The sequence below is a fragment of the Sphingopyxis sp. GC21 genome (genome assembly GCF_025727575.1).
In the GTDB taxonomy this organism is placed as follows: Bacteria; Pseudomonadota; Alphaproteobacteria; order Sphingomonadales; family Sphingomonadaceae; genus Sphingopyxis; species Sphingopyxis terrae_A.
In genome coordinates this window covers 1,166,215-1,191,396 of sequence record NZ_CP095845.1, presented here as the reverse complement: position 1 = coordinate 1,191,396, position 25,182 = coordinate 1,166,215, and the positions used below count along the sequence as shown (strand labels likewise).

The 25,182-nt window shown below is 64.4% G+C and carries 22 protein-coding genes; 7 read left to right on the top strand and 15 right to left on the bottom strand.

Going from position 1 to position 25,182, the window contains the following annotated elements; translation table 11 throughout:
- Positions 1-76: 76 nt before the first annotated feature.
- Genes MU856_RS05655 through phaR form a run of 3 tightly spaced genes read right to left on the bottom strand, consistent with a single transcriptional unit; the run spans position 77 to position 4,496 of the window.
- Complete coding sequence (locus tag MU856_RS05655; protein WP_263588554.1) at positions 77-2,386, bottom strand: ribonuclease R family protein; 2,310 nt, start codon at positions 2,384-2,386, stop codon at positions 77-79.
- Complete coding sequence (gene proS, locus MU856_RS05650) at positions 2,387-3,913, bottom strand: proline--tRNA ligase (protein ID WP_263588553.1); 1,527 nt, start codon at positions 3,911-3,913, stop codon at positions 2,387-2,389.
- 43 nt (positions 3,914-3,956) lie between these two features.
- Positions 3,957-4,496, bottom strand: a complete 540-nt coding sequence (gene phaR / locus MU856_RS05645; protein WP_263588552.1) for a polyhydroxyalkanoate synthesis repressor PhaR — start codon at positions 4,494-4,496, stop codon at positions 3,957-3,959.
- Positions 4,497-5,027: 531 nt separating this feature from the next.
- On the opposite strand from phaR, the gene MU856_RS05640 reads away from it, so the two are divergent.
- The gene (locus MU856_RS05640) at positions 5,028-8,051 is read left to right on the top strand and encodes a TonB-dependent receptor domain-containing protein (protein WP_263588551.1); all 3,024 of its coding nucleotides are present in this window, start codon (positions 5,028-5,030) and stop codon (positions 8,049-8,051) included.
- Between the two features lie 132 nt (positions 8,052-8,183).
- Here MU856_RS05640 and alr read toward each other — a convergent pair whose 3' ends face one another.
- Positions 8,184-9,245, bottom strand: a complete 1,062-nt coding sequence (alr, locus tag MU856_RS05635; protein ID WP_263588550.1) for an alanine racemase — start codon at positions 9,243-9,245, stop codon at positions 8,184-8,186.
- A gap of 42 nt (positions 9,246-9,287) precedes the next feature.
- Positions 9,288-10,922, bottom strand: a complete 1,635-nt coding sequence (locus tag MU856_RS05630; protein WP_062902337.1) for an MFS transporter — start codon at positions 10,920-10,922, stop codon at positions 9,288-9,290.
- A 107-nt stretch (positions 10,923-11,029) separates the two neighbouring features.
- Here MU856_RS05630 and MU856_RS05625 point away from each other — a divergent pair, with 107 nt between their 5' ends.
- The 3 genes from MU856_RS05625 (at position 11,030) to MU856_RS05615 (ending at position 13,254) form a co-directional block, all read left to right on the top strand.
- Entirely contained in the window at positions 11,030-11,818 is a 789-nt protein-coding gene (locus MU856_RS05625; RefSeq protein ID WP_263588549.1) for a cyclase family protein, read from the top strand.
- 31 nt (positions 11,819-11,849) lie between these two features.
- On the top strand, positions 11,850-12,722 hold the full coding sequence (locus MU856_RS05620) for a TauD/TfdA dioxygenase family protein (RefSeq protein ID WP_263588548.1): 873 nt from the start codon (positions 11,850-11,852) through the stop codon (positions 12,720-12,722).
- A 70-nt stretch (positions 12,723-12,792) separates the two neighbouring features.
- Positions 12,793-13,254, top strand: a complete 462-nt coding sequence (locus MU856_RS05615; protein ID WP_062902334.1) for a host attachment family protein — start codon at positions 12,793-12,795, stop codon at positions 13,252-13,254.
- 6 nt (positions 13,255-13,260) lie between these two features.
- Here the strand turns inward: MU856_RS05615 and MU856_RS05610 are convergent, their stop codons facing one another.
- The gene (locus MU856_RS05610) at positions 13,261-13,917 is read right to left on the bottom strand and encodes a lysoplasmalogenase (RefSeq protein ID WP_263588547.1); all 657 of its coding nucleotides are present in this window, start codon (positions 13,915-13,917) and stop codon (positions 13,261-13,263) included.
- Between the two features lie 73 nt (positions 13,918-13,990).
- Here MU856_RS05610 and trmFO point away from each other — a divergent pair, with 73 nt between their 5' ends.
- On the top strand, positions 13,991-15,340 hold the full coding sequence (trmFO, locus tag MU856_RS05605; protein WP_202988490.1) for a methylenetetrahydrofolate--tRNA-(uracil(54)-C(5))-methyltransferase (FADH(2)-oxidizing) TrmFO: 1,350 nt from the start codon (positions 13,991-13,993) through the stop codon (positions 15,338-15,340).
- A 19-nt stretch (positions 15,341-15,359) separates the two neighbouring features.
- Here trmFO and MU856_RS05600 read toward each other — a convergent pair whose 3' ends face one another.
- A complete protein-coding gene (locus MU856_RS05600) occupies positions 15,360-16,058 on the bottom strand; it encodes an aspartate/glutamate racemase family protein (RefSeq protein WP_263588546.1) in 699 nt (232 codons plus the stop codon).
- A 109-nt stretch (positions 16,059-16,167) separates the two neighbouring features.
- Here MU856_RS05600 and MU856_RS05595 point away from each other — a divergent pair, with 109 nt between their 5' ends.
- Positions 16,168-16,605: a hypothetical protein gene (locus MU856_RS05595; RefSeq protein WP_263588545.1), complete on the top strand. Its 438-nt coding sequence runs from the start codon at positions 16,168-16,170 to the stop codon at positions 16,603-16,605.
- Here MU856_RS05595 and MU856_RS05590 read toward each other — a convergent pair.
- The 5 genes from MU856_RS05590 to MU856_RS05570 all read right to left on the bottom strand — a co-directional run bounded on the left by MU856_RS05590 (position 16,577) and on the right by MU856_RS05570 (position 20,536).
- Positions 16,577-18,049, bottom strand: coding sequence for an NAD(P)(+) transhydrogenase (Re/Si-specific) subunit beta (locus MU856_RS05590; protein ID WP_217373364.1), 1,473 nt, complete (start codon positions 18,047-18,049; stop codon positions 16,577-16,579). The genes MU856_RS05595 and MU856_RS05590 overlap by 29 nt on opposite strands.
- A 59-nt stretch (positions 18,050-18,108) precedes the next feature.
- Positions 18,109-18,390 (bottom strand): proton-translocating transhydrogenase family protein, encoded by a 282-nt coding sequence (locus MU856_RS05585; protein WP_003051219.1) that lies wholly within the window; start codon positions 18,388-18,390, stop codon positions 18,109-18,111.
- A gap of 149 nt (positions 18,391-18,539) precedes the next feature.
- Positions 18,540-19,154 carry a fasciclin domain-containing protein gene (locus MU856_RS05580; RefSeq protein ID WP_263588544.1) on the bottom strand — a complete coding sequence of 205 codons (615 nt, stop codon included), beginning with the start codon at positions 19,152-19,154 and terminating at the stop codon, positions 18,540-18,542.
- Positions 19,155-19,279: 125 nt separating this feature from the next.
- Positions 19,280-20,401 (bottom strand): NAD(P) transhydrogenase subunit alpha, encoded by a 1,122-nt coding sequence (locus tag MU856_RS05575; RefSeq protein WP_062902327.1) that lies wholly within the window; start codon positions 20,399-20,401, stop codon positions 19,280-19,282.
- A gap of 12 nt (positions 20,402-20,413) precedes the next feature.
- Positions 20,414-20,536, bottom strand: coding sequence for an aa3-type cytochrome c oxidase subunit IV (locus tag MU856_RS05570; protein WP_003051210.1), 123 nt, complete (start codon positions 20,534-20,536; stop codon positions 20,414-20,416).
- A 251-nt stretch (positions 20,537-20,787) separates the two neighbouring features.
- On the opposite strand from MU856_RS05570, the gene MU856_RS05565 reads away from it, so the two are divergent.
- Positions 20,788-22,218 carry a sigma-54-dependent transcriptional regulator gene (locus MU856_RS05565; RefSeq protein WP_062902326.1) on the top strand — a complete coding sequence of 477 codons (1,431 nt, stop codon included), beginning with the start codon at positions 20,788-20,790 and terminating at the stop codon, positions 22,216-22,218.
- Here the strand turns inward: MU856_RS05565 and MU856_RS05560 are convergent.
- From MU856_RS05560 to MU856_RS05550, 3 genes are all read right to left on the bottom strand, one after another.
- Complete coding sequence (locus MU856_RS05560; protein WP_217373362.1) at positions 22,215-22,595, bottom strand: host attachment protein; 381 nt, start codon at positions 22,593-22,595, stop codon at positions 22,215-22,217. The genes MU856_RS05565 and MU856_RS05560 overlap by 4 nt on opposite strands.
- 97 nt (positions 22,596-22,692) lie before the next feature.
- On the bottom strand, positions 22,693-23,823 hold the full coding sequence (folP, locus tag MU856_RS05555) for a dihydropteroate synthase (protein WP_263588543.1): 1,131 nt from the start codon (positions 23,821-23,823) through the stop codon (positions 22,693-22,695).
- Positions 23,824-23,931: 108 nt separating this feature from the next.
- Positions 23,932-25,071: a site-specific DNA-methyltransferase gene (locus MU856_RS05550; protein ID WP_062902323.1), complete on the bottom strand. Its 1,140-nt coding sequence runs from the start codon at positions 25,069-25,071 to the stop codon at positions 23,932-23,934.
- Between the last annotated feature and the right edge of the window lie 111 nt (positions 25,072-25,182).

The window sequence follows — 25,182 nt, the reverse complement described above, 5'->3', positions numbered from 1 at the left end:
CCGGCTTTCCGCGTTGCGGAAGGTTTCAGGCTGGAGATTGCTTCGTCGCCGCGCTCCTCGCAGTGACGAGGGACGATTACCGGCGCTTGCCTTGATGGCGGATATTGCCCGGCCGTCCGCGTTTACCGACCATATGCTTGCCCGCCTTCTTCACGCCGTCACGGCGCGGCGGTCGATTGCGGAAGCCGCCTTCGGGCGTGTCGGGCAACTCGAAACGCAGCGCGCCGCTGACCGGGTTCGCCTCCATCAGCCTGAGCTCGAGCCGCTGGCCGACGCTGTAGCTGACCCGGCCATGCTCGCTGTCGAGCGTCCGCGCGGCTTCGTCGTAGAAAAACCGCTCGCTGCCGAGCATGGAGACCGGCACCAGCCCGTCGCCGCCGAGGCCATCGACGGTCGCGAAGAAGCCGAACGGCTGCACCCCCGTGATCCGCGCCGGGACGATTTCGCCGACCTTGCCGGCGAGATAAGCGGCGACATAGCGGTCGACGGTCTCGCGCTCGGCCTCCATCGCGCGGCGTTCGAGCTCGCTGATCGCCTCGCCGATGCGCGAAAAACCCTTTTGGTCGGCCTCGCCGAGCCCGCTGCGCTCGGGCAGGCCCTTGGGCTTGCCGGGCACTTCGAGACGATAGCTGTCGACCAGCGCCCGGTGGACGAGCAGATCGGCATAGCGGCGGATCGGTGAGGTGAAATGCGCGTAGCTGCCAAGCGCGAGGCCGAAATGGCCCGCATTGGCGGGGCCATAATAGGCCTGTGTCTGACTGCGCAGGATCGCCTCCATGATTTCCGGCAATCGGTCGTCGCCCGAAAAGCCGTCGATCAGGCGGTTGAACACCGCCGGCGTGATCACCTGTCCCAGCGCGAAGCTTTGTTCGAAGCTTTCGAGATATTCCTTCAGGCTGACCAGCTTTTCGCGGCTCGGCGGTTCGTGGATGCGATACATCACCGGCGATTTCTTCGCCTCGAGCGCCTTCGCCGCCGCGACATTGGCCGCGATCATATAATCCTCGATCAACCGGTGCGCGTCGAGCCGTTCGCGCACGCGTATTTCGGCGATATTGCCCTGCGCGTCGAGAATCACCTGCCGTTCGGGCAGATCGAGGTCGAGCGGCGAGCGCGCCGCGCGCGCCTTGGCGAGCAAGGTCCAGCAGCCCCAGAGGTGGCGGAGCGCCGGCAGCACGTCGGCGTCCCAGCCTTCGTCGGGCGCGTCCGCATCATAGGCCGCCTGCGCGCGTTCATAGGCGATGTTGGCGCGCAGCCGCACCAGCGCGCGGGTGAAACGCCATGACGTCACCTTGCCATGCTTGTCGACGGTCAGGTGGCACGCCATCGCCGCGCGGTCCTGCCCTGCTTTCAGCGAGCAGACGCCCGCCGACAGTGTTTCGGGCAGCATCGGAACGACGCGGTCAGGGAAATAGACGCTGTTGCCGCGGCGCCGCGCCTCGCGGTCGAGCGCACCGTCGGGGCGGACATAATAGCTGACGTCGGCGATCGCGACGATCGCCTTCCACCCACCCTTGTTGCCGGGATCCTCGTCAGGGATCGCCCACACCGCGTCGTCATGGTCGCGCGCATCGGCGGGGTCGATCGCGACGATCGGCAGATCGCGCAGATCCTCGCGCCCCTCGGGCGTCAGCGGCAGCGTCGCTGCGCGCTCGGCCTCGGCGAGCGTCTCGTCGCCGAACACATGCGGGATATCGTGCTTCGCAATCGCGATCATGCTGAGCGAGCGCGGCGCGAAAGGGTCGCCGATGCGGTCGATCACGCGCGCCTTGGTCGCCGGACCGCGTCCCGACAGTTCGGCCCGGACGAGGTCGCCGATTGCCGCATCTCCCATGTCCGCCACGGCGAAGTCGAACCGCGCGCGCTTGTCGGCGGGGCGCAGCCAGGTCATCGGCTTGCCGCCGGGGCCGGTATCGGCAACGAGCACGCCGATCACGCTTTCACCGCCCGACTGGAGCTTTTTCATGGGATGCGCGACATGGCCGGTGCCGCGCTCCTCGGTGCGGGCAAGGATACGGTCGCCGACGCCGAGCGCACTCTTGCGGCCCTTTTCCATCACGCGAAGGCGCGGCGCCGGGCCGCTCCCTTCCCAGCGGTCGGGTACCGCCCAGACCGTATCGCCCTCGACCGCTGCGACGCGCAGCACGGTGACCTTGGGAAGGCCGCCATGCTTGTGGAACGCCCGCCCCGGGGCCATGTCGACGACGCCTTCGTCGGTCATGTCCTTGAGCAGCGCCTTCAGCGCGATCTTGTCGGCACCGCGCAGCGCGAAATGCTTGGCAATCTCACGCTTGCCCACCGCACCGGGGCTGTCCTCGATGAAACGCAATATCTGCTCGCGCGGGGGCAGACCCGCCGGCTGCGGCCGCTTCGGCGCCTTTGCCAATTAATAGGTCCGCCCGATGAGCACGCGTTCGACCGCGGGCTCGCCGGTGAAGAAGCAGGCGCCGTCGGCGGGCGCGGCGTCGAGGGGGGTGTTACGCATCGTCAGCTTCAACGCTTTCAACTGCTCAACGATCCCTTCGAGCGCGGCACCCGTCGGACGCGACCATTGCACCTCGGCCCAGCCGACGAATTTGTCGTCACCGCCGAAATGCGCCGCAAGGTCGGTGACGTCCCGGCGGATGTTGGCGTCGAGGCGCGCCTTCGCGTCGGCATAAAGCCCCTGCTGGATGTCCTGAAGCATGGCCGCGGCGTCGGCGACGAAGGCGTCTTTCGCGACGAAGGCGGTGTCGAGCTTGCCGCTCTCCTGATACAATCGGTCGCGGCGGATGACCGCGACATTGCCGCCCGCGACGTCGCGCGGGCCGACCTCGACGATGATCGGCGCGCCCTTCTTGACCCAGCCCCAGCGCTTGGTCTGCGCCTTGTTCGCGCCGGTGTCGAGCAGCACGCGCACCGGTTCGCGGAACGCGTCGAGCGCCTTCAGCTTCATCTCGAGGTCGCGGCAATAATCAAGGATCGCGGCATCCTCTTCATTGTCGCGCAGCATCGGCACGATGACGATCTGGTGCGGCGCGATGCGCGGCGGACAGCGGAGGCCATCGTCGTCGCCATGCGTCATGATGACCCCGCCGATCATGCGCGTCGACACGCCCCAGCTCGTCGTGTGGCAAAGGCTGTGGCCGCCATCCTTGTCCTGATAGCGGATATTTGCCGCCTCGGCGAAGCCGGTGCCGAGATAGTGCGAGGTGCCGGCCTGCAGCGCCTTGCCGTCCTGCATCATCGCCTCGATAGAATAGGTCGCGACGGCGCCCGGAAAACGCTCGTTTTCGGGCTTTTCACCGGCGACCACCGGCATGGCGAGGACGTCCTCGGCAAAACTGCGGTACATTTCGAGCGCGCGCAGCGTCTCGGTCGTCGCATCGCCCTCGTCGGCGTGCGCCGTATGGCCTTCCTGCCACAGAAATTCGCTGGTGCGCAGGAACATGCGCGTGCGCATTTCCCAGCGCACGACGTTCGCCCACTGATTGACTTTGAGCGGCAGATCGCGCCAGCTCTGCACCCAGCGGCTCATCGCGGCGCCGATCACGGTTTCCGAGGTCGGGCGAACGATCAGCGGCTCCTCGAGCTTCGCCTCGGGGTCGGGGACCAGCTTGCCCTTGCCGTCACCGATCAGTCGGTGATGCGTGACGACCGCCATTTCCTTCGCGAAACCATCGACATGGTCGGCTTCCTTCTCAAAGAAGCTCAAGGGAATGAAAAGCGGGAAATAGCAGTTCTGCACCCCCGCATCCTTGATCGCGGCGTCCATTACCGTTTGAATCCGTTCCCAGATGCCATAGCCCCACGGCTTGATGACCATGCAGCCGCGTACGCCCGATTCCTCGGCAAGATCGGCTTCGGCAATGACATCCTGATACCAGGCCGCGAAGTCGGCCTGACGGGTTACGCTGAGCGCATGCTTGATCATCTGTCCTGTTTTCTGTGCTGGGGGCGGGAGAGGCCCCGATGTGTCACTTCTTTTTGGCGAGCTCGGCCTTGAGGTCGGCGATTTCGGCCTTGAGCGCGGCAATTTCGGCATCCCTGGCCTTGCCGCCGCCGACACCCGGGATCAAGGCGCCCGCCGCCTGCTGGAACATTTCCATGTTGCGGCGCGTCAGTTCGGCGAGCGGGTTCGATCCCAGCGCGCCCTCGAACGCGGCACGCACATCCTGCTGGTTCTTGCGGAACGCGGTCATCGACGCTTCCAGATATTGGGGCACCATCGACTGCATCTTGTCGCCGTACATGCCGATCAGGTGGCGCAGAAAATTGACCGGCAGCAGCGTTTCGCCGCGCGTTTCGGTGTCCATGATGATCTGGGTGAGCACATTGTGCGTGATATCGTCGCCGCTTTTGGCATCGACGACCCGAAATTCGCGCCCCTCGCGCACCATGGCGCCCAGATCGTCGAGCGTGATGTAACAGCTGCGTTCGGTGTCATAGAGCCGCCGGTTCGCATATTTCTTGATCGTAACGACGTCGCCCTCGGCGGTCGTCTTGGACTTGGCCATGCTGCGGCGGCTCCTCTTCCGGCGCGGCGCGCGATCGCTTGCCGCGGCGCCGATGTGACAAAGCCCGGCATTAGCATCAATCCATGACGCGCCGCAACATAAGTGCCGCAACATAAGTGCAGTCAGCGGTGATGATTCGGCTAGGCGCCGCAACGGATTCCGCCACAGCGGCGTGGACTGCTTCATTTATCAACGGCAGATTTCGGCACGCCCCGCTGCAGTAGCGCAAGGACGACCGCGCGACCCGCAAATGCGGTTACGCAATATAGTTTCAAGAGAAACCTCTATTTCGTCATCATTTTCCCTTAAAATAGCCCCATGCAGACAAAACTTTCGCAAGAAGATAAGCAAATTAGTATCACGATGAGGGACCGCCATGGCGCCACTGTTGCGCCAAAGACACAGATTCAATCGTCCGTCTTCAACCTGTAAGAAAATTGCCTTGAGGGGCTTGTGCCCGCCCAGCTTTCCGTCTTTCTAGTGCCCAATCCGTTCATTTGGCATTTTGAACGGGCAACCGGGGAGTTATCTATGACTAAGTCGCACCTGCTTGTGGGTGCTGCTGCATTTGCAGTAGCAATTTCCGTGAGCCAGCCTGCCTTTGCGCAGGACACTGCTGCCGAATGCGTCGACGCCAACAGCAATGGTATCTGCGATTCGGATGAAACGAGCGCCGAAGCGGATTCGGGTATCGTCGTCACCGGGTCGCGCATCCGTCGGGACAGCTTCAACTCACCGTCGCCGATTACGGTATTGACCCGTGACGATTCGACCGTGGCAGGCTTCAATTCGACCTCGGAAGTACTGCAGAGCACGTCGGTAACGGCTGGCGCGCGCCAGATCGACAACACCTTCACCGGCTTCATCACCGGCGGCGGCCCGGGCGCCAACACCCTTTCACTCCGCAGCCTCGGCCCGGCTCGCACGCTGATCCTGCTCAACGGTCGCCGCCTCGCCCCGTCCGGCACCAGCGGCAGCGTCGCTTCGGCAGACCTTAACGTCTTGCCCAACGCCATTGTGGAGCGCATCGAAATCCTGAAGGACGGCGCGTCGTCTATTTATGGCTCCGACGCAATCTCGGGCGTGGTCAACATCATCACCGACCGCAAGGTAAAAGGTCTCACGCTCGATGGTGGCGTCTCGATTCCAGAAGTCGGCCAAGGCACGACCCGTCGTCTGGCCGTGATCGGTGGCTATAATAGCGATCGCTTTCATATCTCGGGCTCGTTCGAAATCTATGACCGGGACATTCTCAGATTTGATGCGCACGACTATTTACGTTGCCAGACCGAATATGTGGCTTCTGCCCCAGGGCAGCCCTTTGGTTCGGGCGACTATATCGATGCACGTACGGGCAAACCCAAGTGCTATCCGACCGGATTCACCGGTGTTGACGGCGTGACAGTCAACACGATCGGTACCAGCGCCATCGCGGGAGCAGCGGGCGGTCCGGGCAACCCGGCGCTAGGAACGTTCAACCGTTTCCGCTTCAACCCAGCGGCAGGCGGCAGCGTTCCTGGGTGGGAAGGCGTCAATGGCGGTGGATCTTCGGGCCTTGGAAATCGCGACACGATCAATGACAAATATTTTAATCGTTCGCTAGTTTCGCCGACTACCAACTACAGCGGCTATCTGGAAGGTGCGCTCCAGCTGCACGCACTGGGTGACGCCGAAATCTACTTCGATGGTCTTTTTACTCGTCGCGAGTCGACGCAGCCAACGTTCTTTCAGGCCATTATCGACTATTGGCGCGGAAGTCCCCTGATCCCCGCTGAACTTCAATTTTCCAATATCGGTGCAACCGACCAGTCGGGCGGTCGTGCCGTAGGGGTTCGCGTGTTCAGCAGTCGTAATTATCGTGGCCGTCAGCGCGTCGATTACACCCGCTTCGGCGGCGGCATCCGCGGCAATCTGCCGTTCAAAGACTGGACATACGACCTGTACTTCGGCACCTCGTACAACAAGGGTCAGTATTTTTTCCAACAGCTCGTCACGTCGCGCATGATCCAAGCTATGGATGTCGTATCGGACGGTGCTGGTGGTTATGTTTGCCGTGACGCCTCCAACGGCTGCGTCGCAGCGCCCGCTCTCACCGGCGCCGTAGTCAATGGCGACATTCCTCAGAGTTATCTGGATTTCGTTGCTCCGGAGGTAGGTGGGACCACGAAATTCTGGGAAACGACGGTTTCGGGTCAGGTAAGTGGTAGCCTCTTCACCCTTCCGGGCGGCGATGTCGGCATCGCACTTGGTGCCGAATATCGCAGGCAGAAAATCGACGACCAGCCGCCCATCGAGCAACAGACCGGTCAACTTTACTCTTTCTCGACCGCTGGCATCACGCAGGGCAAAGACGCCGTGAAGGAAGTCTTCGGAGAAATCGACCTTCCTCTTCTCGCTGATCGACCATTTTTCAACGTGCTGTCGCTCAACGGATCTGTGCGTTACACCGATTATGACAGCTATGGCGATGGCTGGACATACAAGCTCGGCGCAGTCTGGTCGCCTTTGCCGGCATTGTCGTTCCGCGGCACATACGGCACCTCGTATCGCGCGCCCGCTTTGTCAGAACAATTTCAATCGCCGACGGCAGGCTTCCTGTCGAATACCGTCGATCCCTGTTACCAATATGGCAACCGCGATCCATCGACGACGATTTACAAGAACTGTCAGGCGGCGGGTCTTCCTAGCAACTATGGTGACGGCAATGCGGGATCGCCTCTTGGCCAAAATGTCCGCGTTTTGACGACGGGTGGCGCGGGCAGCGGCATCAAAGCGGAAACATCGAAGAGCTGGACCGTCGGTACCGTTATTCAACCCCCGCTTCCCGCTTCGGTCGGGAAATTCGAGCTGGCGGTCGATTACTTCAATATCGAAGTGAACAATGGTGTCGCCCAATTCGGCGGGGGCAATATCATCTCGTCGTGCTACAATGATCCGCAGTTCGCAGCCGGGACCAACGGCGGTGAGCTCTGCTCGCTGGTGACGCGTGAAGCGGCGACCGGAACCAATCCCTACCGCGCCACGGTGACCAATGCCTTCATCAACATTGCGACCAATAAGGTTCGGGGCCTCGACTTCAACCTGCGTTATGTCGTACCGATCGGCGAAACTACTCTGCGTTTGAATGCGAGCGCAACGCGATACCTTGAGCAGGCGAGTAATATCAATCCTAACGATCCGCTCGACGATGACAATGGTGAGATTTACTATCCGAAGTGGACTGGCGATCTTGATGTTACGTATGACATCGGCAAAGTCAGCTTCTATTACGGTCTCAACTGGGTCGGTAAAATGGACAGCTTCGCGGCGGTCGGAGAAGATCGCAACGACAGCATCTACCAGTTTGCTACGCCGAACTACTTCACCCATTCGGCGTCGATCCGCTGGAAGCTGGAAAAGTTCACTCTAACGGCAGGCGTGAAAAACTTCACGGATAAGGAACCGCCGCAGATTTCGGCTTATGTCTTCAACCGCTTGGGGAATTCTCCGCTTTACAGCGGATATGACTTCGTCGGCCGCACCTACTTCATGAATTTCACCGCTAAGGTATTTTGATGATTGTAGTAGTCATTTGATGCGGCAGCGGCCTTGCATGAAATGCAAGGCCGCAGTCCGTGCCAAACACCCCAAAGTTTACTAAATCTGAGGGCGCTCTTTTGTGAGAGCGTCCTTTTTTTACGGCAACACCTAGCACCTGGCAAAATGATCATTCGCGCGCGCAAACCGCGCGCCCAGCCCCGTCAGCAGTTCATATTGCGACAGTCCGCTCGCGGCGGCGGTTGCCGGCAGGTCATAGTCAAGCGCCAGCCAGTCGCCCTCGCCTATGCCTTCGGCGGCGCTTGCGTCGAAGGCGGTGAGATCCATCGAGACGCGGCCGATCAGTGGCAGGGCGCGGCCCTCCCATGTCGCGCCGCCGGTACCGGCGTGGCAGCGCAGATAGCCGTCGGCATAGCCGAGGTTCGCCACCGCCACCCGCGTGGACCGCGGGGCGGTCCAGGTGGCGCCATAGCCCACCGTTTCGCCCGCCGGGACAGTCCGCACCTGCAGCACGCGCGTTTCGGGATAAGCGACCTGCCGGATTTGCCCCGCCGCCTCGCCGCGCGGTAAGCCGCCATAGAGCGCAAGCCCGGGACGGGTCAGGTCGAAGGCATAGTCGGGGCCGAGGCAGATGCCGGCGCTGTTCGCGAGGCTGTAACGCTGCGCCGGGATCTCGCTGCGCACCGCGCGGAAAGCAGCAAGCTGCTGCGCATTTTGCGCGCTGTCCTCATCCGCCGAAGCCAGATGGCTGAGCAGATTGACGATGCCGAGCCCGCCGAGCGCCCCGCCCAGCGCCTCTTCGACACGCAGGCCGAGCCGGTTCATGCCCGTGTCGACCATCACGTCGCACGGACGGCCTTCGCCTGCCGCGCGCCAGCGCGCCACCTGTTCGACGCTCGCGAGCACAGGACGCGCGGGCAGCGTGCGCGCGGCGACCATGTCGGTCACGCCCACGCCGTGCAGCACCGATAGCGACACGCCCGCAGGCAAGGGCATCAGCGCCGCCGCTTCGGCCCAGGTGGCGACGAAGAAATGCCGGCATCCCGCCGCCGCAAGATGGCGCACGATGGCGCCAGCGCCGAGGCCATAGCCGTCGGCCTTCACCGCCGCGCCGCACGCCGCGGGGCCGCTGCGTTCGGCCAGCCAGCGCCAGTTATGGACGAGCGCGGCGGAATCGAGACGGAGCCGGAGCGGCGAAGCAATGTCGATCATCGCTTCGCCCTAGCCGGGAACGAACCCGCCGCCAATGGCCGTTCAGGCGTCGGCGGCGCGCTTGTCCCACTCGCCGGGCACGGGCTCCTTGAGCATGAAGGCGGCGACCAGGAACGCGACGAGCACGACGCCCCATGTGTACCACAAGCCCGCATAGGCATTGCCCGTCACCGCGGCGATCAGGCTGGCGATGAACGGCAGGAAGCCCCCGAAATAGCCGGTGCCGATATGATAGGGGATCGACAGCGAGGAATAGCGTACGTGCGGCGGAAACATCTCGGCGAGCAGGGCGGCGACGGGGCCATAGGTAAAGCCCGACAGCGCGCTGAGGCCGAGCAGCGCGAGCAGGATCACCGCGAGGCTGCCGACCCCCGGTACCTGCTTGTCGAAGCCATAGCCCATCGCCTCGAGCGCTGGCCGCAGCAGCGCCGGATCTTCGCTGGCGACCTCGCGGCCGCCGATATGGATTTTCACGCTGTCGAAGCCGCTTCCCGACGGCTGCACCTTATAGGGCACGCCCAGCTTGGTGAGTTCGGCAATCGTGCGGCCGCAAGCCGTCGTCTGCTGCTTCTGTTCGAAGGGATTGTAGGAACATTGGCTGCCGGTCACGGCGACTGGCGCCATTGCCGCCGCCTCCTTGAGCGCAGGATTGGCAACTGAGCCCATCATCCAGAAGAGCGGGAAAAGCACGAACAGCGTCACCGCATAGCCCCAGACGATCGGCTTCTTGCGCCCGATCCGGTCCGACAATTTGCCCGCCCAGATGAAAAATCCCATACCGAGCGCGGCGGCTAAGCCAACGATGACCTCGGCCGCGGTATCGTCGACCTTCATCGGGCCTTTCAGGAAAGCGAGGCCGGAGAACATCGCAGTGTACCAGATGACGGTCAGCCCCGCCGCAATCCCGAACAGCGCAACGAAGATGCGCTTGGGGTTGCCGGGATAGGTGAAGCTTTCCTTCAGCGGATTCTTGGCGATCTCCCCCTCTTCCTTCATCGCCTGGAACACCGGGCTTTCGGAGAGTTTGAGCCGCATCCACAGCGAAATCGCGAGCAGCAGCAGCGACAGCAGGAATGGCACGCGCCAGCCCCAGCTTTCCCAGACATCGGCGGGCATCGCCGCCTTGCACGATAGCACGACGATCAGGCTGAGCACGAAACCCCCGACGACGCTCGCCTGGATGAAGCTGGTATAGAAACCGCGCCGTTCGGGCGGCGAATGTTCGGCGACATAGACCGCCGCGCCGCCATATTCCCCGCCGAGCGCCAATCCCTGCAATATGCGCAGCAGAATGACGATGATCGGCGCCGCGATGCCGATCGTTGCGGCCGAGGGGATCATGCCGACCCCGGCGGTGGCGATCCCCATCAGGGTGACGGTGACGAGGAAGGTGTATTTGCGCCCCAGCCGGTCGCCAAGAAAGCCGAACAGCACCGCACCGAGCGGCCGGAAGCCGAAGCCGACGGCAAAGCCGGCCCACACCAGCAGCACCTCCAGCGTGGCGTTGTCGCTGGGAAAAAAGGCCTTGCCGATGATCGCCGCGAGCGTGCCGTAGATGAAGAAATCATACCATTCGAAGATGGTGCCCGCCGATGATGCGGCGATGACCATGCGAATATCCTTCGCGGTCGGCTCATAGACCGCACCATGATCGGCGACGGCGGCTGCGTCGGTCATATACTCTCCCCTGCCCCGGTTCGGGCTTGCCCCCGTTTCTAGCGGGCGCCCGACGGCGCGCAAGCCTTCGCTTGGCGCCGCGGGCTATTGGTGGCAGATTGCGGGCCATGCAGTTCATCGACCTTTCGATCCCGATCACCAACGACGTCGTCTCCGACCCGCCGGTGATGCGCCCGCAAATCAGCTACATGACCCACGAGACGACGTGGGAGCAGATTGCGATGTTCTTTCCGGGACTCGCGAAGGAGGACCTTCCCGATGGCGAAGGCTGGGCGGTCGAAAGCCTGACTTTGAGCACGCACAACGGCACGCATATGGACGCGCCGTGGCATTTCCATTCGACGACCGATGCGGGCGCCACGCCTGCGCCCAGCATCGACGAGGCGCCGCTCGACCTCTTTTTCCGGCCCGGCGTCAAACTCGACTTTTCGGATCGTCCCGCCGGTCATGTCGTCAGCGCGGCCGAAGTGGAGGCCGAGTTGGCGCGGATCGGCCACACCCTTCAGCCGTTCGACATCGTGCTCGTCCAGTCGGGCGCGATCTATGGCACCGACAATTTCACCGATCAGGGCTGCGGCATGGGTGCCGAGGCGACGCTGTATCTCACCGAGCGCGGCGTGAAGGTCGTCGGCACCGACGCGTGGAGTTGGGACGCACCGTTCAGCCACACCGCGAAACGGTGGGCCGAAACGCGCGATCCGTCGATCATCTGGGAAGGCCATAAGGCAGGGCGGATCCGGCCCTATTACCAGATCGAGAAGCTGATGGGCCTTGCCGCCCTGCCCCCGACCGGCTGGACGCTTTCCTGTTTCCCGGTGAAGATCGAGCGCGCGAGCGCCGGCTGGATCCGCGCCGTCGCGCTGATCGATGGCGCACCGGTTTCGCACACCGATTGACGGCGGCGGGCGAACGGCGCAGCATCGCGCCATGGCTTTCACGATCACCCCCAGCGGCCAGGCGTGCGGCGCCGCGATCACCGGCATCGACCTGACGCAGCCGCTTTCGGCCGGCGTCGTGGCCGACATCCGCGCGGCGTGGCTCGACCATCATGTCCTCGCCTTTCCCGGCCAGTCGCTGGGTGACGACGATCTGGAGCGGTTCACCCAATATTTCGGTGGCTTCGGCGACGATCCCTTCATCGCGCCGGTTCCGGGGCGACGGCACGTCATCGCGGTCAAGCGCCGCGCCGACGAAACCGCGCCGCTGTTCGCCGAAAACTGGCACAGCGATTGGAGCTTTCAGGCAAGGCCGCCAGCCGGAACCTGTCTTTACGGCATCACCATCCCGCCGATTGGCGGCAACACCGAATTCGCGAACCAGCATGCGGCTCTCGCCGCGATGCCGGACGCGCTGCGCGCCCGGATCGAGGGGCGCCGCGCGATCCACAGCGCGCGCGGCGGCTACGCCCCCTCCGGCATGTATGGCGCGAACGACAAGGGCCGCAGCATGGACATCCGCCCCGGCGAAGCGGCGATGGCGACGCAGGCGCACCCGATCATCCGCAGGCACCCCGAAACGGGCCGCGAGGGCCTGTTCGGCTGCGCGGGCTATATCATCGGGATCGAGGATATGGACGACGCCGAAGCACTGCCGCTGATCGTCGAACTGCTGCACTGGCAGGGGCGCGAGGAATTTCGCTACAGCCACAAATGGGACGCGGGAATGCTGCTGATGTGGGACAATCGCTCGGTACTCCACCGTGCGACCGGCGGCTATGACGGTCACGACCGCCTGCTCCACCGCACCACGATCGCAGCGTGGGACGGCGATGAGCCCGGCGCGCACCGTTCGCGCGCCTAGGGAATATCCCCGATTGGCGAAACTTCGCCGCAGACCCATGCGTTGGCTTTTCCGAGAAGGGAGCCATGGTATGACTATTCCCCACGACACGCTCGTCCTCGTCGCAGACGGTCGCAAGGCATTATTTTTGCGCAATCGCGGCGATGAGCATCAGATCGACCTGCGCACCGCATCGCATCGCGAACGCGAGGATCGTAAGGACAGCGACATCAAGACCGACGCCGCGGGCCGCTCGGGCCGCGCTCCGGCTACTGGGGCGTTTCAGGACACGATGCACGAAACGGATTTCCACCAGCAGGAGGAAGATCGCTTTGCGCGCGATCTTAGCGAAAAGGTCAACGCGATGGCGCTCGCGGGCGAATTCGACGATCTCGTCATCGTCGCGCCCGCGCGCACGATGGGCGAGTTGCGACCGCTGTGGCACAAGGAAGTGCAGCGCCGCCTCGTGGGTGAGCATGTCAAGGAAATGACCGACCGTCCGGTGTCGGATATCGAGGCGCTGCTTATCGGCGATGGGGCGCCGCCCTCGTGACCGCGTCTATTCCTTGACCAGCGTCCATACGGCGCCCCAGGCGATCAGCGCCTGTCCCGCAAAGTAGAGCGGCCAGACGAGCCACAGGGTGACGTCCTTCGAAAGCGCACCGCCCTCCCCGGCAAAGATGAACAGGTCGCTCGCGAGGAACAGCATCGCGCCGATCCCGGTGCGATAGCGCGGAAAACGGCTCGTCCACGCCGAAGCCGCCATCGCGGCGACGAGCGCGGTATAGCCGACCGCCGCCGCGCCGTCGGGCGCACCGCGCGTCAGCCCCCAGGCGATGACGAGCGCCGCTGGAACGGTCAGCCAGCCGAGCCAGCGCTGCGGGGCCGACAGTGCCGGGCGCCGGTTCCGCCAATATAGGATGATCGCGGTGACATGCCCCGCGGCAAAGGCCAGCGCGCCGACGATCAACCCCCTGGCGTCGAGCAGATAGTCGCCGAGCGCCCCGAAACCGAGCGCCAGCGCGATCAGGCGGCCGTCGGTGCCGCGCGCATTCGCGGCGGCCCACAAGGCGAGCAGCGCAACCCCGCTCGTCTTCCACGCCCAGATCGCGGGGCCGTGCCAATGCTGATGAACCGCGACAAAAAAGCTGACACCGCCGACCAGCGCGAGCCACCAAATCCACCGCGCGCGATCCCGCCCCCGTTCATCGCTCATCGCCCACCCCTTTGCATCTTCCTCACAAGGCGCCTACTGCGCGGCGGATCGGGTACAAGTCAACGGATAGCGTATAGTGGCTCACGACATTCATATCATCGGCGGCGGCCTCGCAGGATCGGAGGCGGCATGGCAGCTTGCCGAAGCGGGCTATCGCGTGCGCCTGTCCGAAATGCGCGGGGGCGGCGACATGACCCCGGCGCATCAGGGCGACACGCTCGCCGAAATGGTGTGTTCCAACAGCTTTCGCAGCGATGACGGCGACAGCAACGCCGTCGGCCTGCTCCACCGCGAGATGCGCAGCCTGGGCTCGATCATCATGCGCGAAGCCGATGCCACAAAAGTTCCCGCCGGATCGGCGCTCGCGGTCGACCGCGATCTCTTTTCGGGCGGCGTCACCAAAGCGCTTGCCGAGCATCCCAATGTCACGATCGTGCGCGAACGCATCGACACGCTGCCGACCGAGGGCCTGACGATCGTCGCGACGGGACCGCTCACCGCCGCCAGCCTCGCGGAGAGCATCGGCGTCGCAACGGGGAAGGACGCGCTTGCCTTTTTCGACGCGATCGCGCCCATCGTTTACCGCGACAGTATCGACATGGACATCGCTTGGATGGCGAGCCGCTGGGACAAGGTCGGGCCGATCGGCGACGGCAAGGATTATATCAACTGCCCGATGGACAAGGATCAATATTATGCCTTCGTCCAGGGGCTGATCGACGGCGACAAGACTGAATTCAAGGACTGGGAAAAGGACACGCCCTATTTCGAGGGCTGTATGCCCATTGAGGTGATGGCCGAACGCGGCATCGAAACGCTACGCTTCGGACCGATGAAGGGCGTCGGGCTGGACAATCCGCGCACCGGGCGCTGGCCCTATGCCGTCGTCCAGCTCCGCCAGGACAATGCGCTCGGCACCTTGTGGAATATGGTCGGCTTTCAGACCAAGCTGAAGCATGGCGCGCAGGTCGAGCTGTTCCGCACCATTCCGGGGCTCGAAAAGGCCGAGTTCGCGCGGCTGGGCGGTCTTCACCGCAACAGCTTCATCCGTTCGCCCGAACTGCTCGACGGCCAGCTCCGCCTGAAGTCGGCGCCGCATATCCGCTTTGCAGGCCAGATTACCGGCTGCGAAGGCTATGTCGAAAGCGCCGCGATCGGCCTTGTCGCCGCGCGCTTTGCGATCGCCGAGCTCGGCGGTCGTTCGCTACCGCCGCCGCCGCCCGAAACGGCGCTCGGTGCGCTGCTCGGCCATATCACCGGCGGCGCCGACGCCGCATCCTATCAGCCGATGAACGTCAATTTCGGGCTGTTCCCGCCGGTTGCGGAGGATGTCCGCAAGAAGGACCGCAAGCTCGCCTACACGCAGCGCGCGGGCGCGGCGCTGGCCGAGTGGATGAAAGTGGCGGACGGCGTCGCCGCGTAACGGCGCGCGCCTCCGGCAATCAGGGTGCGTCGCCCAATATCCAGTCGACACCTGCGGCGACATGGATGCGCGCCGTATCATACACCGGCAGCAGGTTCGCGTCGGGATCGACAAGCATCACCAGCTCGGTGCAGGCCAGGACGAGCGCCTGAATATCCTGCTTGGCGATGTCGGTGATGAAGGTGCGCATCGTCCGGCGCGAATCCTCGGTCACCTTGCCCTGCATCAACTCGTCATAGATGATGCGGTCGATCTCCTCGGCGCGGCTCGCGTCATAGGGGGCGAGCGTCAGGCCGTGGCGCACGAGCCGCTGGCGGAACCAGGGCTCGGTCATGACGTTGCGGGTGCCGATCACCGCCGCCGCCTTCACGCCGTCGGCGCGCATCTTTTCGCCCGTTTCGTCGACGATATGGAGCAGCGGGATCGAAATCGCCGTGGCGACGTCGCCCGCCACCTTGTGCATCGAATTGGCCGCAATCATCAGCGCCGTCGCTCCCGCCGCCTCGAGCTGCCGCGCCGACGCGATCAGCACCTCCTTCGCATGATCCCATTGCTCGGGTGTCGAGAGCCGCGACAGATCGCAATAATTCAGGCTTTCCATCAGGATCGGCGCCGAACAGCCGGTGCCGACCCGCTTTTGCAGCCCCTTGTTGAGGTGCCGATAATATAGCTCGGTCGATGCCCAGCTCATTCCTCCGATCAAACCGATTTTGCGCATGGATGACGTCTATCCCTTCATCGTTACCCCGGCGAAGGCCGGGGTCTCGCCGTCCATTTCCGACGCGAGGTTGAGATCCAGGCCTTCGCCGGGATGACGATTCGGGTCAATGCCCCGCAGGGCTGGAGGCGGCGGGCGCGCCGCGGCATCGCACCTGCTTTTCTTTGACGCGGCCCGCCGCACGCGGCAGACCGGCGCGATGGACGCGATCCGGCACTATTTTCTGGCGCAGCTCGCCGAGCAGGAGGCCGAAGCGGCCCGGCACCTTGGCGACGGCTATTGGACCAACGGCCGCACCGGGCGCAACGTCGGGCTGGACGAGCTGCAGGCGATCGCCGCGATGAAAACTATCGCGCTCGACCCGCGCCCCGACGATGAAGATGCGCACATCTATCTGAGCCGCTTGCTCGCCGATCTCGACGGCGTCGCGAACCGCTTTCGCGCGGCCGCACCCGATCCCGACGGCTATGGCATCGCGACGATCGGTACCGTCGCGCGCCGGCTTGCCGCGTTCGGCCTTAGTGCCCGCTGCCGCTCAGCGCCTTGACGATGTCGTCGGCCATCTTCTTGGCGTCGCCGAGCAGCATCATCGTCTGGTCCATGTAGAAGACGTCGTTGTCGACGCCGGCATAGCCGACCCCGCCCATCGACCGCTTCACGAACAGCACGGTCTTCGCCTTTTCGACGTCGAGCACCGGCATGCCATAGATCGGCGACGACTTGTCGGTCTTGGCCGCCGGGTTGGTCACGTCGTTGGCGCCGATCACAAAGGCGACGTCGCATTGCGCGAATTCGCCGTTGATGTCCTCAAGCTCGAACACTTCGTCATAGGGAACATTCGCTTCGGCGAGCAGCACGTTCATATGGCCGGGCATGCGGCCCGCGACCGGATGGATCGCATATTTGACGTTCACGCCCTCTTTCTTGAGCATGTCCGACATTTCGCGCAGCGCGTGCTGCGCCTGCGCCACTGCCATGCCGTAGCCGGGAACGATGATGACATTTTCCGCCTGGCTCATCAGGAAGGCCGCGTCTTCGGCGCTGCCAGGCTTCCACGGGCGCTGTTCCTTCGAACCGCCCGCACCGCCGCCCGAATCGTCGGCGCCGAAGCCGCCGGCAATGACGCTGATGAAGCTGCGGTTCATCGCGCGGCACATGATGTACGACAGGATCGCGCCCGACGAACCGACGAGCGCGCCGGTGATGATCATCGCGGTGTTGCCGAGCGTGAAGCCCATCGCCGCAGCGGCCCAGCCCGAATAGCTGTTGAGCATCGACACGACGACCGGCATGTCGGCGCCGCCAATCGGGATGATCAGCAGGAAACCGATCAGGAAGCTCAATGCGGTGATCGTCCAGAAAACCCACGGCGACTGGTCGGTCAGGAAATAGGCGACAAGGCCGATGATCGCGGCGAGCGTGCCGAGGTTGATGACGTGCCGCGCGGGCAGCATGATCGGGGCGCCCGACATATTGCCGTTGAGCTTCAGAAAGGCGATGACCGAGCCCGAAAAGGTGATCGCGCCGATGGCGATGCCGAGCCCCATTTCGATCCGGCTGACCGCGAAAATCTGACCCATTTCGTCGGCGATATGAAAGGCGCCGGGATTGAGGTAGGCGGCCGCGGCCACCGCGACTGCGGCAAGCCCGACGAGGCTGTGAAAGGCCGCGACAAGCTGCGGCATCGCGGTCATCGCGATCCGGCGCGCCATGACGATGCCGATGATGGCGCCGATCGCGATCGCGCCCAATATCTCCGCCATCGCCGTGACATTGATCCCGACATAACTGTTCGCGGCGTCGCCGCTTTTCCACGGCGCGTGGGTAATCAGCGTCGTGACGACCGCAATCGTCATGCCGATCATGCCGAAACGGTTGCCGCGCCGTGACGATGCCGGGCTCGACAGGCCGCGCAGCGCGAGGATGAACAGGATGCCCGAGGCGAGATAGGCCAGCGCCACCCAGGGATTGATCGGTGCTACTTCGTGCATGCTAATTCCCCCGTCGGGCCATCCGTCCATGGCCCGTCAAATCCTTGGTTCGCAGCGCCTTAACGCTCTTTTTTCTTGTACATTGCGAGCATGCGCCCGGTGACCGCAAAGCCGCCGAAAATATTGATGCTCGCCATCACGACCGCGGCAAGGCCGAGCCATTTAGAGCTTGCCGAGCCCGCCGCCGCGCTGGCGATCAGCGCGCCGACGATGATGACCGACGAAATCGCGTTGGTCACGCTCATCAGCGGCGTGTGCAGCGCCGGCGTCACCGACCAGACGACGAAATAGCCGACGAAACAGGCCAGGACGAAAATCGAAAAGATGGAAATGAAATCCACGGCGCGCTCCCCTGCTGATTCCGCGTCGGCACCTCTTGCCGTGGGAGCGAAGGCCTGTCGACTCCAAAGCTGTCAAAAAGTCACGCCCGCGCATCTCCAGGCCGGAAATGGCGGGCGCTTTGTGAAATATAATTACGCGTCAGGACAATTTACATCTTTGGCAGCAGCACTGCGTCGATGACATGGACGATACCGTTCGCCTGTCCAACGTCCGCCTGCGTTACCGCGGCCTTGTTGCCGCTCGCACTCGTCAGGATGATCGCCTCGCCCGATTTGGTCGCGGTCAGATCCTGCCCGTCGAGCGTCTTGAGCACCGCCTTGCCGCCGCCCGCATCGATCTTCGCGGCGAGATCGGCGGCGGTCAGCTTGCCCGGCACGACATGATATTTGAGCACGCCGGCAAGCACCACCGTCTGCGCCGGACGCGCCCAGCCGTCGCGCGTGACCGCGGGAACCTGCGCAAAGGCGGCGTCATTGGGCGCAAACAGCGTGAAAGGCCCCGGCCCCGAGAGCGTATCGGCCAGCCCAGCCTGATTCACCGCCGCGGTCAACTGGCTCAGTATCGGCGAGGCAGCGGCATTGGCGAGGATCGTCTTGTCAGGCGCCATCGCGGCACCGCCGACCTGCGGATTGGCGCTCGCGGTTACGACATCGTTCATCGCGCCGCTTTCGATTTCGGCCTTGGGCGGCTCGGGAGTCTTGTTGCAGCCGCCGAGCGCCAACGCCGCTACCATGGCACTCATGAACAAGCCGGATTTCGTCACCTCTGATCTCCTTGCTGAAACGGCCCGAACGGCCCCGTGCCACATCGCGCCGCACCCCGATTCGCAACGCCATTGGCGCGCGAAAGTTTCAGAAGAAAGTCAGCCGGACGCGTCCAGCGAAACGCCTACCCCAGCAGCCGCTCGTTCACGACCTTGCCGCCCTGCGTCAGCCGCACGGCATTGCCGATTTCCTCGTCGAGCACGGGCTTGCCGGCTTCCTTGTCCCAGAAGGCCGACAGGAAATTGAACAGGTTGCGGCTGAACAGCGCGCTCGTGTCGGCGGGCATCAGCGCGGCGATATTCTTTGCGCCGATCACGGTGACACCGTGGATCTGCTTCGTTTCGCCGGCCACCGAGCCTTCGACATTGCCGCCGCTTTCGGCCGCCATGTCGACGATCACGCTGCCCGTGCGCATCGTCGCGAGTTGCGCGTCCGAAATCAGCCGCGGCGCGGGGCGCCCCGGGATCAGCGCGGTGGTGATGACAATATCCTGCTTGGCGATATGTCCCGACACCAGCTCGGCCTGCGCCTTCTGATATTCGTCCGACATTTCGGTGGCATAGCCGCCCGCACCTTCGCCCTCGATCCCCGCGACGCTTTCGACGAAGATCGGCTTGGCGCCGAGGCTGAGGATCTGTTCCTTGGTCGCGGAGCGCACGTCGGTCGCGCTGACCTGCGCCCCCAGGCGCCGCGCGGTCGCGATCGCCTGGAGCCCCGCGACGCCGACGCCCATGATGAACGCCTTGGCCGCGCTGACGGTGCCGGCGGCGGTCATCATCATCGGAAAGGCGCGGCCATAGGCGTTTGCCGCCATCAGCACCGCCTTGTAGCCCGCGAGATTTGCCTGGCTGGACAGGATATCCATCGACTGCGCGCGCGTGATGCGCGGCATGAATTCCATCGCCAGCGCCTCGATGCCAAGCTTGGCATAGTCGTCAACGCGGGCGCGCTCGCCGAACGGGTTGAGCCCCGCCGCCAGCCACGCCCCGTCGGCAAAGCCCGACAGGCTCTTGGGATCGGGGCCCTGAATGCCGAGGATGATGTTCGCACCCTTCAGCACATCGGCGCGGCTGCCCAGGCTCGCCCCCGCAGCGGTGTAATCGGCGTCGGCGATCGAGGCCGTAACCCCTGCTCCGCTCTCGACGGCGACTTCAGCGCCCAGGCCGATGAATTTCTTCACCGTTTCCGGGGTCGCAGCGACACGGGTCTCGCCCGCGGCGAGGTCTTTCAGCACGGCGATGCGCATGACTGGCGCCGCTTAGGAAGAGATCAGAAGGACGACGACGACGGCGACGATCACGGTTGCGATCGTGCCGACCTTCAAAAGGCCCAGAAAGCCTTCATAGGTCTGGTTCGCCGTTTTCATATCCTGTTCCGCCATGGCCATTCCCCTTTGCCTTGTATCCGCTTGTTTCCTGCCCGCCGGCGCTGCGCCGGGCGCCCGCCAGAATCGGATATCGCGCCGGTCTTAGCCATGCGCCCCCCGATGCTCAATAGCCCGTTTTGCGCCGCGGCGCACGGCGGGCAAAAGCCTGGTGGCCTTAATCCGGCCTTTACCCATCCCGGTTACACATGGCGGCTACCGCGGACACCGGCACCCTGCGTGCCGACAAAAGGGGCAATTGGGAAGCGATGGCGAACGCGCGCGACACGCGAATGGTGATGATCGTCGACAGCGAACCGGCGCAGCAGCGATTCCTTTCGGCGCTGGTGTCGCGGGGCGGCTGGCGCAGCATCGTCGCCGCCGACACCGACACCGCGCTCGCGAAGCTCGGCACCCAGGAAGGCATGGCGCTCGACGCCGTGCTCGTCGATCAGGGCGCGCCGGGCGTGCCGATCCCCGAATTCATCGCCGAACTGCGCCGCTGGCGCCCGGCGCTGCCGCTTATCGTCATCACCATGCGCAACGGCGTCGAAGTCGCGGTTGCCGCGATGCGCGCTGGCGCGAGCGATTTCGTGCAAAAGCCCATCGCGCCCGACCGGCTGCTCGGCGCGCTCGACCGCATCGTCTCGCAGACCGGCCCGCAGGGCGAATTGCGCCCGCTCACCGAAAAGCTGCGCGCGCCGCTCGCCTTCGAAGAAATCATCGGTTCGTCGCCCAATTTCCGTAGCGCGCTGGCGATCGCCGCCAAGGCCGCGCGCGCCCGCGTGCCGGTGATGATCAACGGCAAGCCGGGCACCGGCAAGGAAGTCTTTGCCCGCGCGATCCACAGCGCCAGTCCGCGTGCGCGCGGCCCGCTGGTGATGGTCGATTGTTCGGCGGTATCGCCGGGGCTTATCGGATCGGGACTGTTCGGCCACGAACGCGGTGCCTTTCCCGGCGCCTTCGACCGGCAGGTCGGCCGGCTGGTGCAGGCCGACGGCGGCAGCATCATCATCGACCATGTCGAATGTATCCCGCTCGACACGCAGGCAAAACTCGTCGAATTTCTGAACAGCGGCGAAGTGCAGATGATCGGTGGCTCGATCCGCCAGACCGTCGACGTCCGCATCATCGCGACCAGCGCCAGCCCGCTCGACAAGCTGATCGAGGCAGGACACTTCCGCGAAGACCTGTTCTACGCGCTGTCGACCGCGCAATTCACCCTGCCCTCGCTTTCCGAACGGCGCGGCGATGTTGGGCCGCTCGCCCGCCATCTGCTCACGCGCATCGGCGGCCTGCCCGGCATGGGGCCGATCGGCATCACCGACGATGCCCTACGCCTGCTCGCCGCCTATGCCTGGCCGGGCAATGTCCGTCAGTTGCAGGACGTGCTGTTCCGCGCGGCGGTCGAAAGCAAGACCGACGTGCTGACGAGTGCCGACTTCAAGGCGATCGAAGCTGCGCTCGGTGGCAGCGTGAGCGGAGACGCCAATGTCGCGATCAACGGCGAGGCGATCGGCATCACCCTCTACCTCCCGGACGGCAATCTTCGTCCGCTAGAGGATATCGAAGCCGATGTCATCCGCCTCGCCATCGGCCATTACCGCGGCCGCATGAGCGAAGTCGCCCGCCGGCTCGGGATCGGGCGCTCGACGCTGTATCGCAAGCTCAGCGATCTGGGGATCGACACCGCGGCCTAAGCCGCGCCGATCGCCTGCTCGATCTGCGCCGTATCGGCATTGGTCAGCGTCTTGGCGAGTTCGCCGACCAGCCGCTTTTCAAGTTCGCGGTGATAATGCCCGCGCATCACGCCGAGCGTGTGCGGATCGGCAATCACGAGCAGCTTTTCGATTTCGTTGTCGAGGATGCGCTTGTTAAGAAGCGCCGCGACGCCCGCGGCGTGTCCACGCTCGTCAAGGTCGCGGGGTTCGGGCTTCGCGCCGCCACGGTTTCCGGCGTCGACCTCCGGGCTGGCCGCATCGACAAGGTTGATAAGGTCTGCATCGCCATCGTTGCGAAACAGAACGAAGCGGTTGCCGTCGGCGACGGCGACATGGGTGCCATGGGGAAGCTGCATGGAAGTCTCCTTCGGAGCCCGCAATCGGAGCGGGCCTTCAAGAAGGGGACGCATGACAGTGCTGCAGGGTTTCCTCTCCCGCGACCGATGGAGGAACTCAGGCGGTCAGCGCCGCATCCCGCAGCCCGCGCCACACCCGCAGCGCCTGCCGGTTTTCGGCCACATCATGCACCCGCAGCAACTGTGCGCCCTGCGTCGCAGCCTGATAATGAAGCGCGACTGTGCCGCCAAGGCGCTGGTCTGCAGGGGCTTCGTTGTCCAGTGCCCCGATCAGGCGCTTGCGGCTCGCCCCGAAGAGCAGCGGGCAGCCGAGGGTGTGGAAGAGCGCAAGGCCATTGATCAGCGCCAGATTGTCGGCGACCCCCTTGCCGAAGCCGATGCCCGGATCGACGATGATCTTTGCGGGGTCGATGCCCGCCGCGATGCAGTCCGCGACACGCTCGGCGAGCATGTCGTAAACGTCGAACAGGACATGCGCGTAGGTGCCGCCTTCGTGCGGATCGCTCTTTGCCGACGGCGCGTGCATCAGCACGACGGCGCAGCCTGCGCGCGCCACGACCTCCGTCGCGCGGTCGTCGTAGCGCAGCGCCGAAATATCGTTGACGATCGTCGCCCCGGCGGCGAGCGCCGCCTCCATGACCGCCGCCTTGCGCGTGTCGATCGACACCGCGGTTCCGCCGCGCGCGAGCGCCGCGACGACATTTTCCACGCGCTTGACCTCGTCGCCTTCCCAGACCGGCGGCGCGCCGGGCCGGGTCGATTCCCCGCCGACATCGACGATCGCCGCCCCTGCCGAGGCCATGGCGAAACCGGCCTCGATCGCCGCCGCCTCGTCGATTGTCTTGCCACCGTCGGAAAAACTGTCGGGCGTGACGTTGAGGATGCCCATGATCTGCGGCTCGCCGAGCCGAACTGTCCGCGCGCCCAGCGTCAGCGCGCCGCGCGGTCGTGCCGTCGCGGCCCGCTGCGCGCGCGCTGCATCGGCGAGCCGGCTGGGCATCGCGGCAATCCAGTCGTCGAGTTCGGCCACCGGCACCACCGCCGAGCGGATCATGTCATTATCGCGCAGGCTGACATGCCAGGCCGCAAACCAGATCATCGCGTCGGCAAGCCGCAGGCAATGCTTGTCAAGTTCATGCGGCCGATCGACGAAGCAGGTCGGGCGGAGGTAGACACGCGCATCCTCCCATGTCGTACCGAAGTCCGGCTTGGTGAGTGGAACGAACATGCAATCCCTTTCCCGTCGCCCCCGCGGAGGCGGGAACCGTAGTCGGCCTTCCGCGGCGCGGCAGTGCGATCTAGCCCACGGCCCCCGCCTTCGCGGGGGCGGCGAGGCTTATGCCTCGTTCGCGAGCAACCAGTCCTGCCGCACCGTGTCGATCACGCGCAATTCCTTGCCCGTATCGACGTGCCAGAATGTCCAGCCGTTGCAGCTCGGCGTGCCCTGCACGCCCGCGCCGACCTTGTGGATCGACCCCGCGGGTTGCCCCTCGCATTCCAGACTGCCGTCGACACGCACCACCGCCTTCCAGCGGCGCTTCGTATCGGTGAGCGTCGTTCCCGGTGCAATCATGCCGCATTCGACCAGCGTGCCGAAGGCGACGCGCGTTGCGGCCTTAGGCGCCATCATTGTCCGCACCGTGCTTTCGTCGAGCGGCAGCGCCATTTCGATGCGCTCCTTTGCCGCTTCGATATAGCCGTCCTCGCGTTCGATGCCGATGAAGCGGCGGCCGAGGCGCTTCGCGACCGCGCCGGTGGTTCCGGTGCCGAAAAACGGGTCGAGGATCACGTCGCCGGGGTTCGAGCAGGCGAGCAGGATGCGATACAACAGCGCCTCGGGCTTCTGGGTCGGGTGTACTTTCGTGCCGCCCTTCTTGAGCCGTTCCTGACCGCCGCAGATCGGGATGAGCCAGTCGGAGCGCATCTGAAGCTCGTCGTTGAGCGTCTTCATCGCGCGATAATTGAAGGTGTAGCGCGACTTTTCGCCCATCGAGGCCCAGATCAGCGTCTCGTGCGCATTGGTGAAGCGCGTGCCCTTGAAATTGGGCATCGGGTTCGCCTTGCGCCACACGATATCGTTCAGGATCCAATAGCCATTGTCCTGAAGCGCGGTGCCGACGCGGAAGATGTTGTGATAGCTGCCGATCACCCAGATGCTGCCATTGGGTTTCAGGATGCGCTTCGCTTCCTTGAGCCACGCATGGGTGAAACGGTCATAGGCCGCGAGACTGTCGAACTTGTCCCAATCATCGTCGACGGCGTCGACCTGGCTGCCGTCGGGACGATGCAGATCCCCGCCGAGCTGGAGGTTATAGGGCGGGTCGGCGAAGATCATGTCGACCGATGCCGCCGGCAGGCTGCGCATCATGGCGATGCAGTCGCCTTGCAGGATGCTGTCCAGTGGCAGATCGAGCGGGGCCGCTTTCGGCGTCCGCTGTTTTGCGGCCGGCGCCTTGACCCGTTCCATAACACCCATGTTTCGCCCCTGTCCTTGTCCGAAAGAAGCCCCTGATGAGTCCGGCGGAGTCCGCCGTCAAGCGCAGGATTCTAGGGATTCCGCCTCTCGAAATGGTTAACGCGCCGAGAA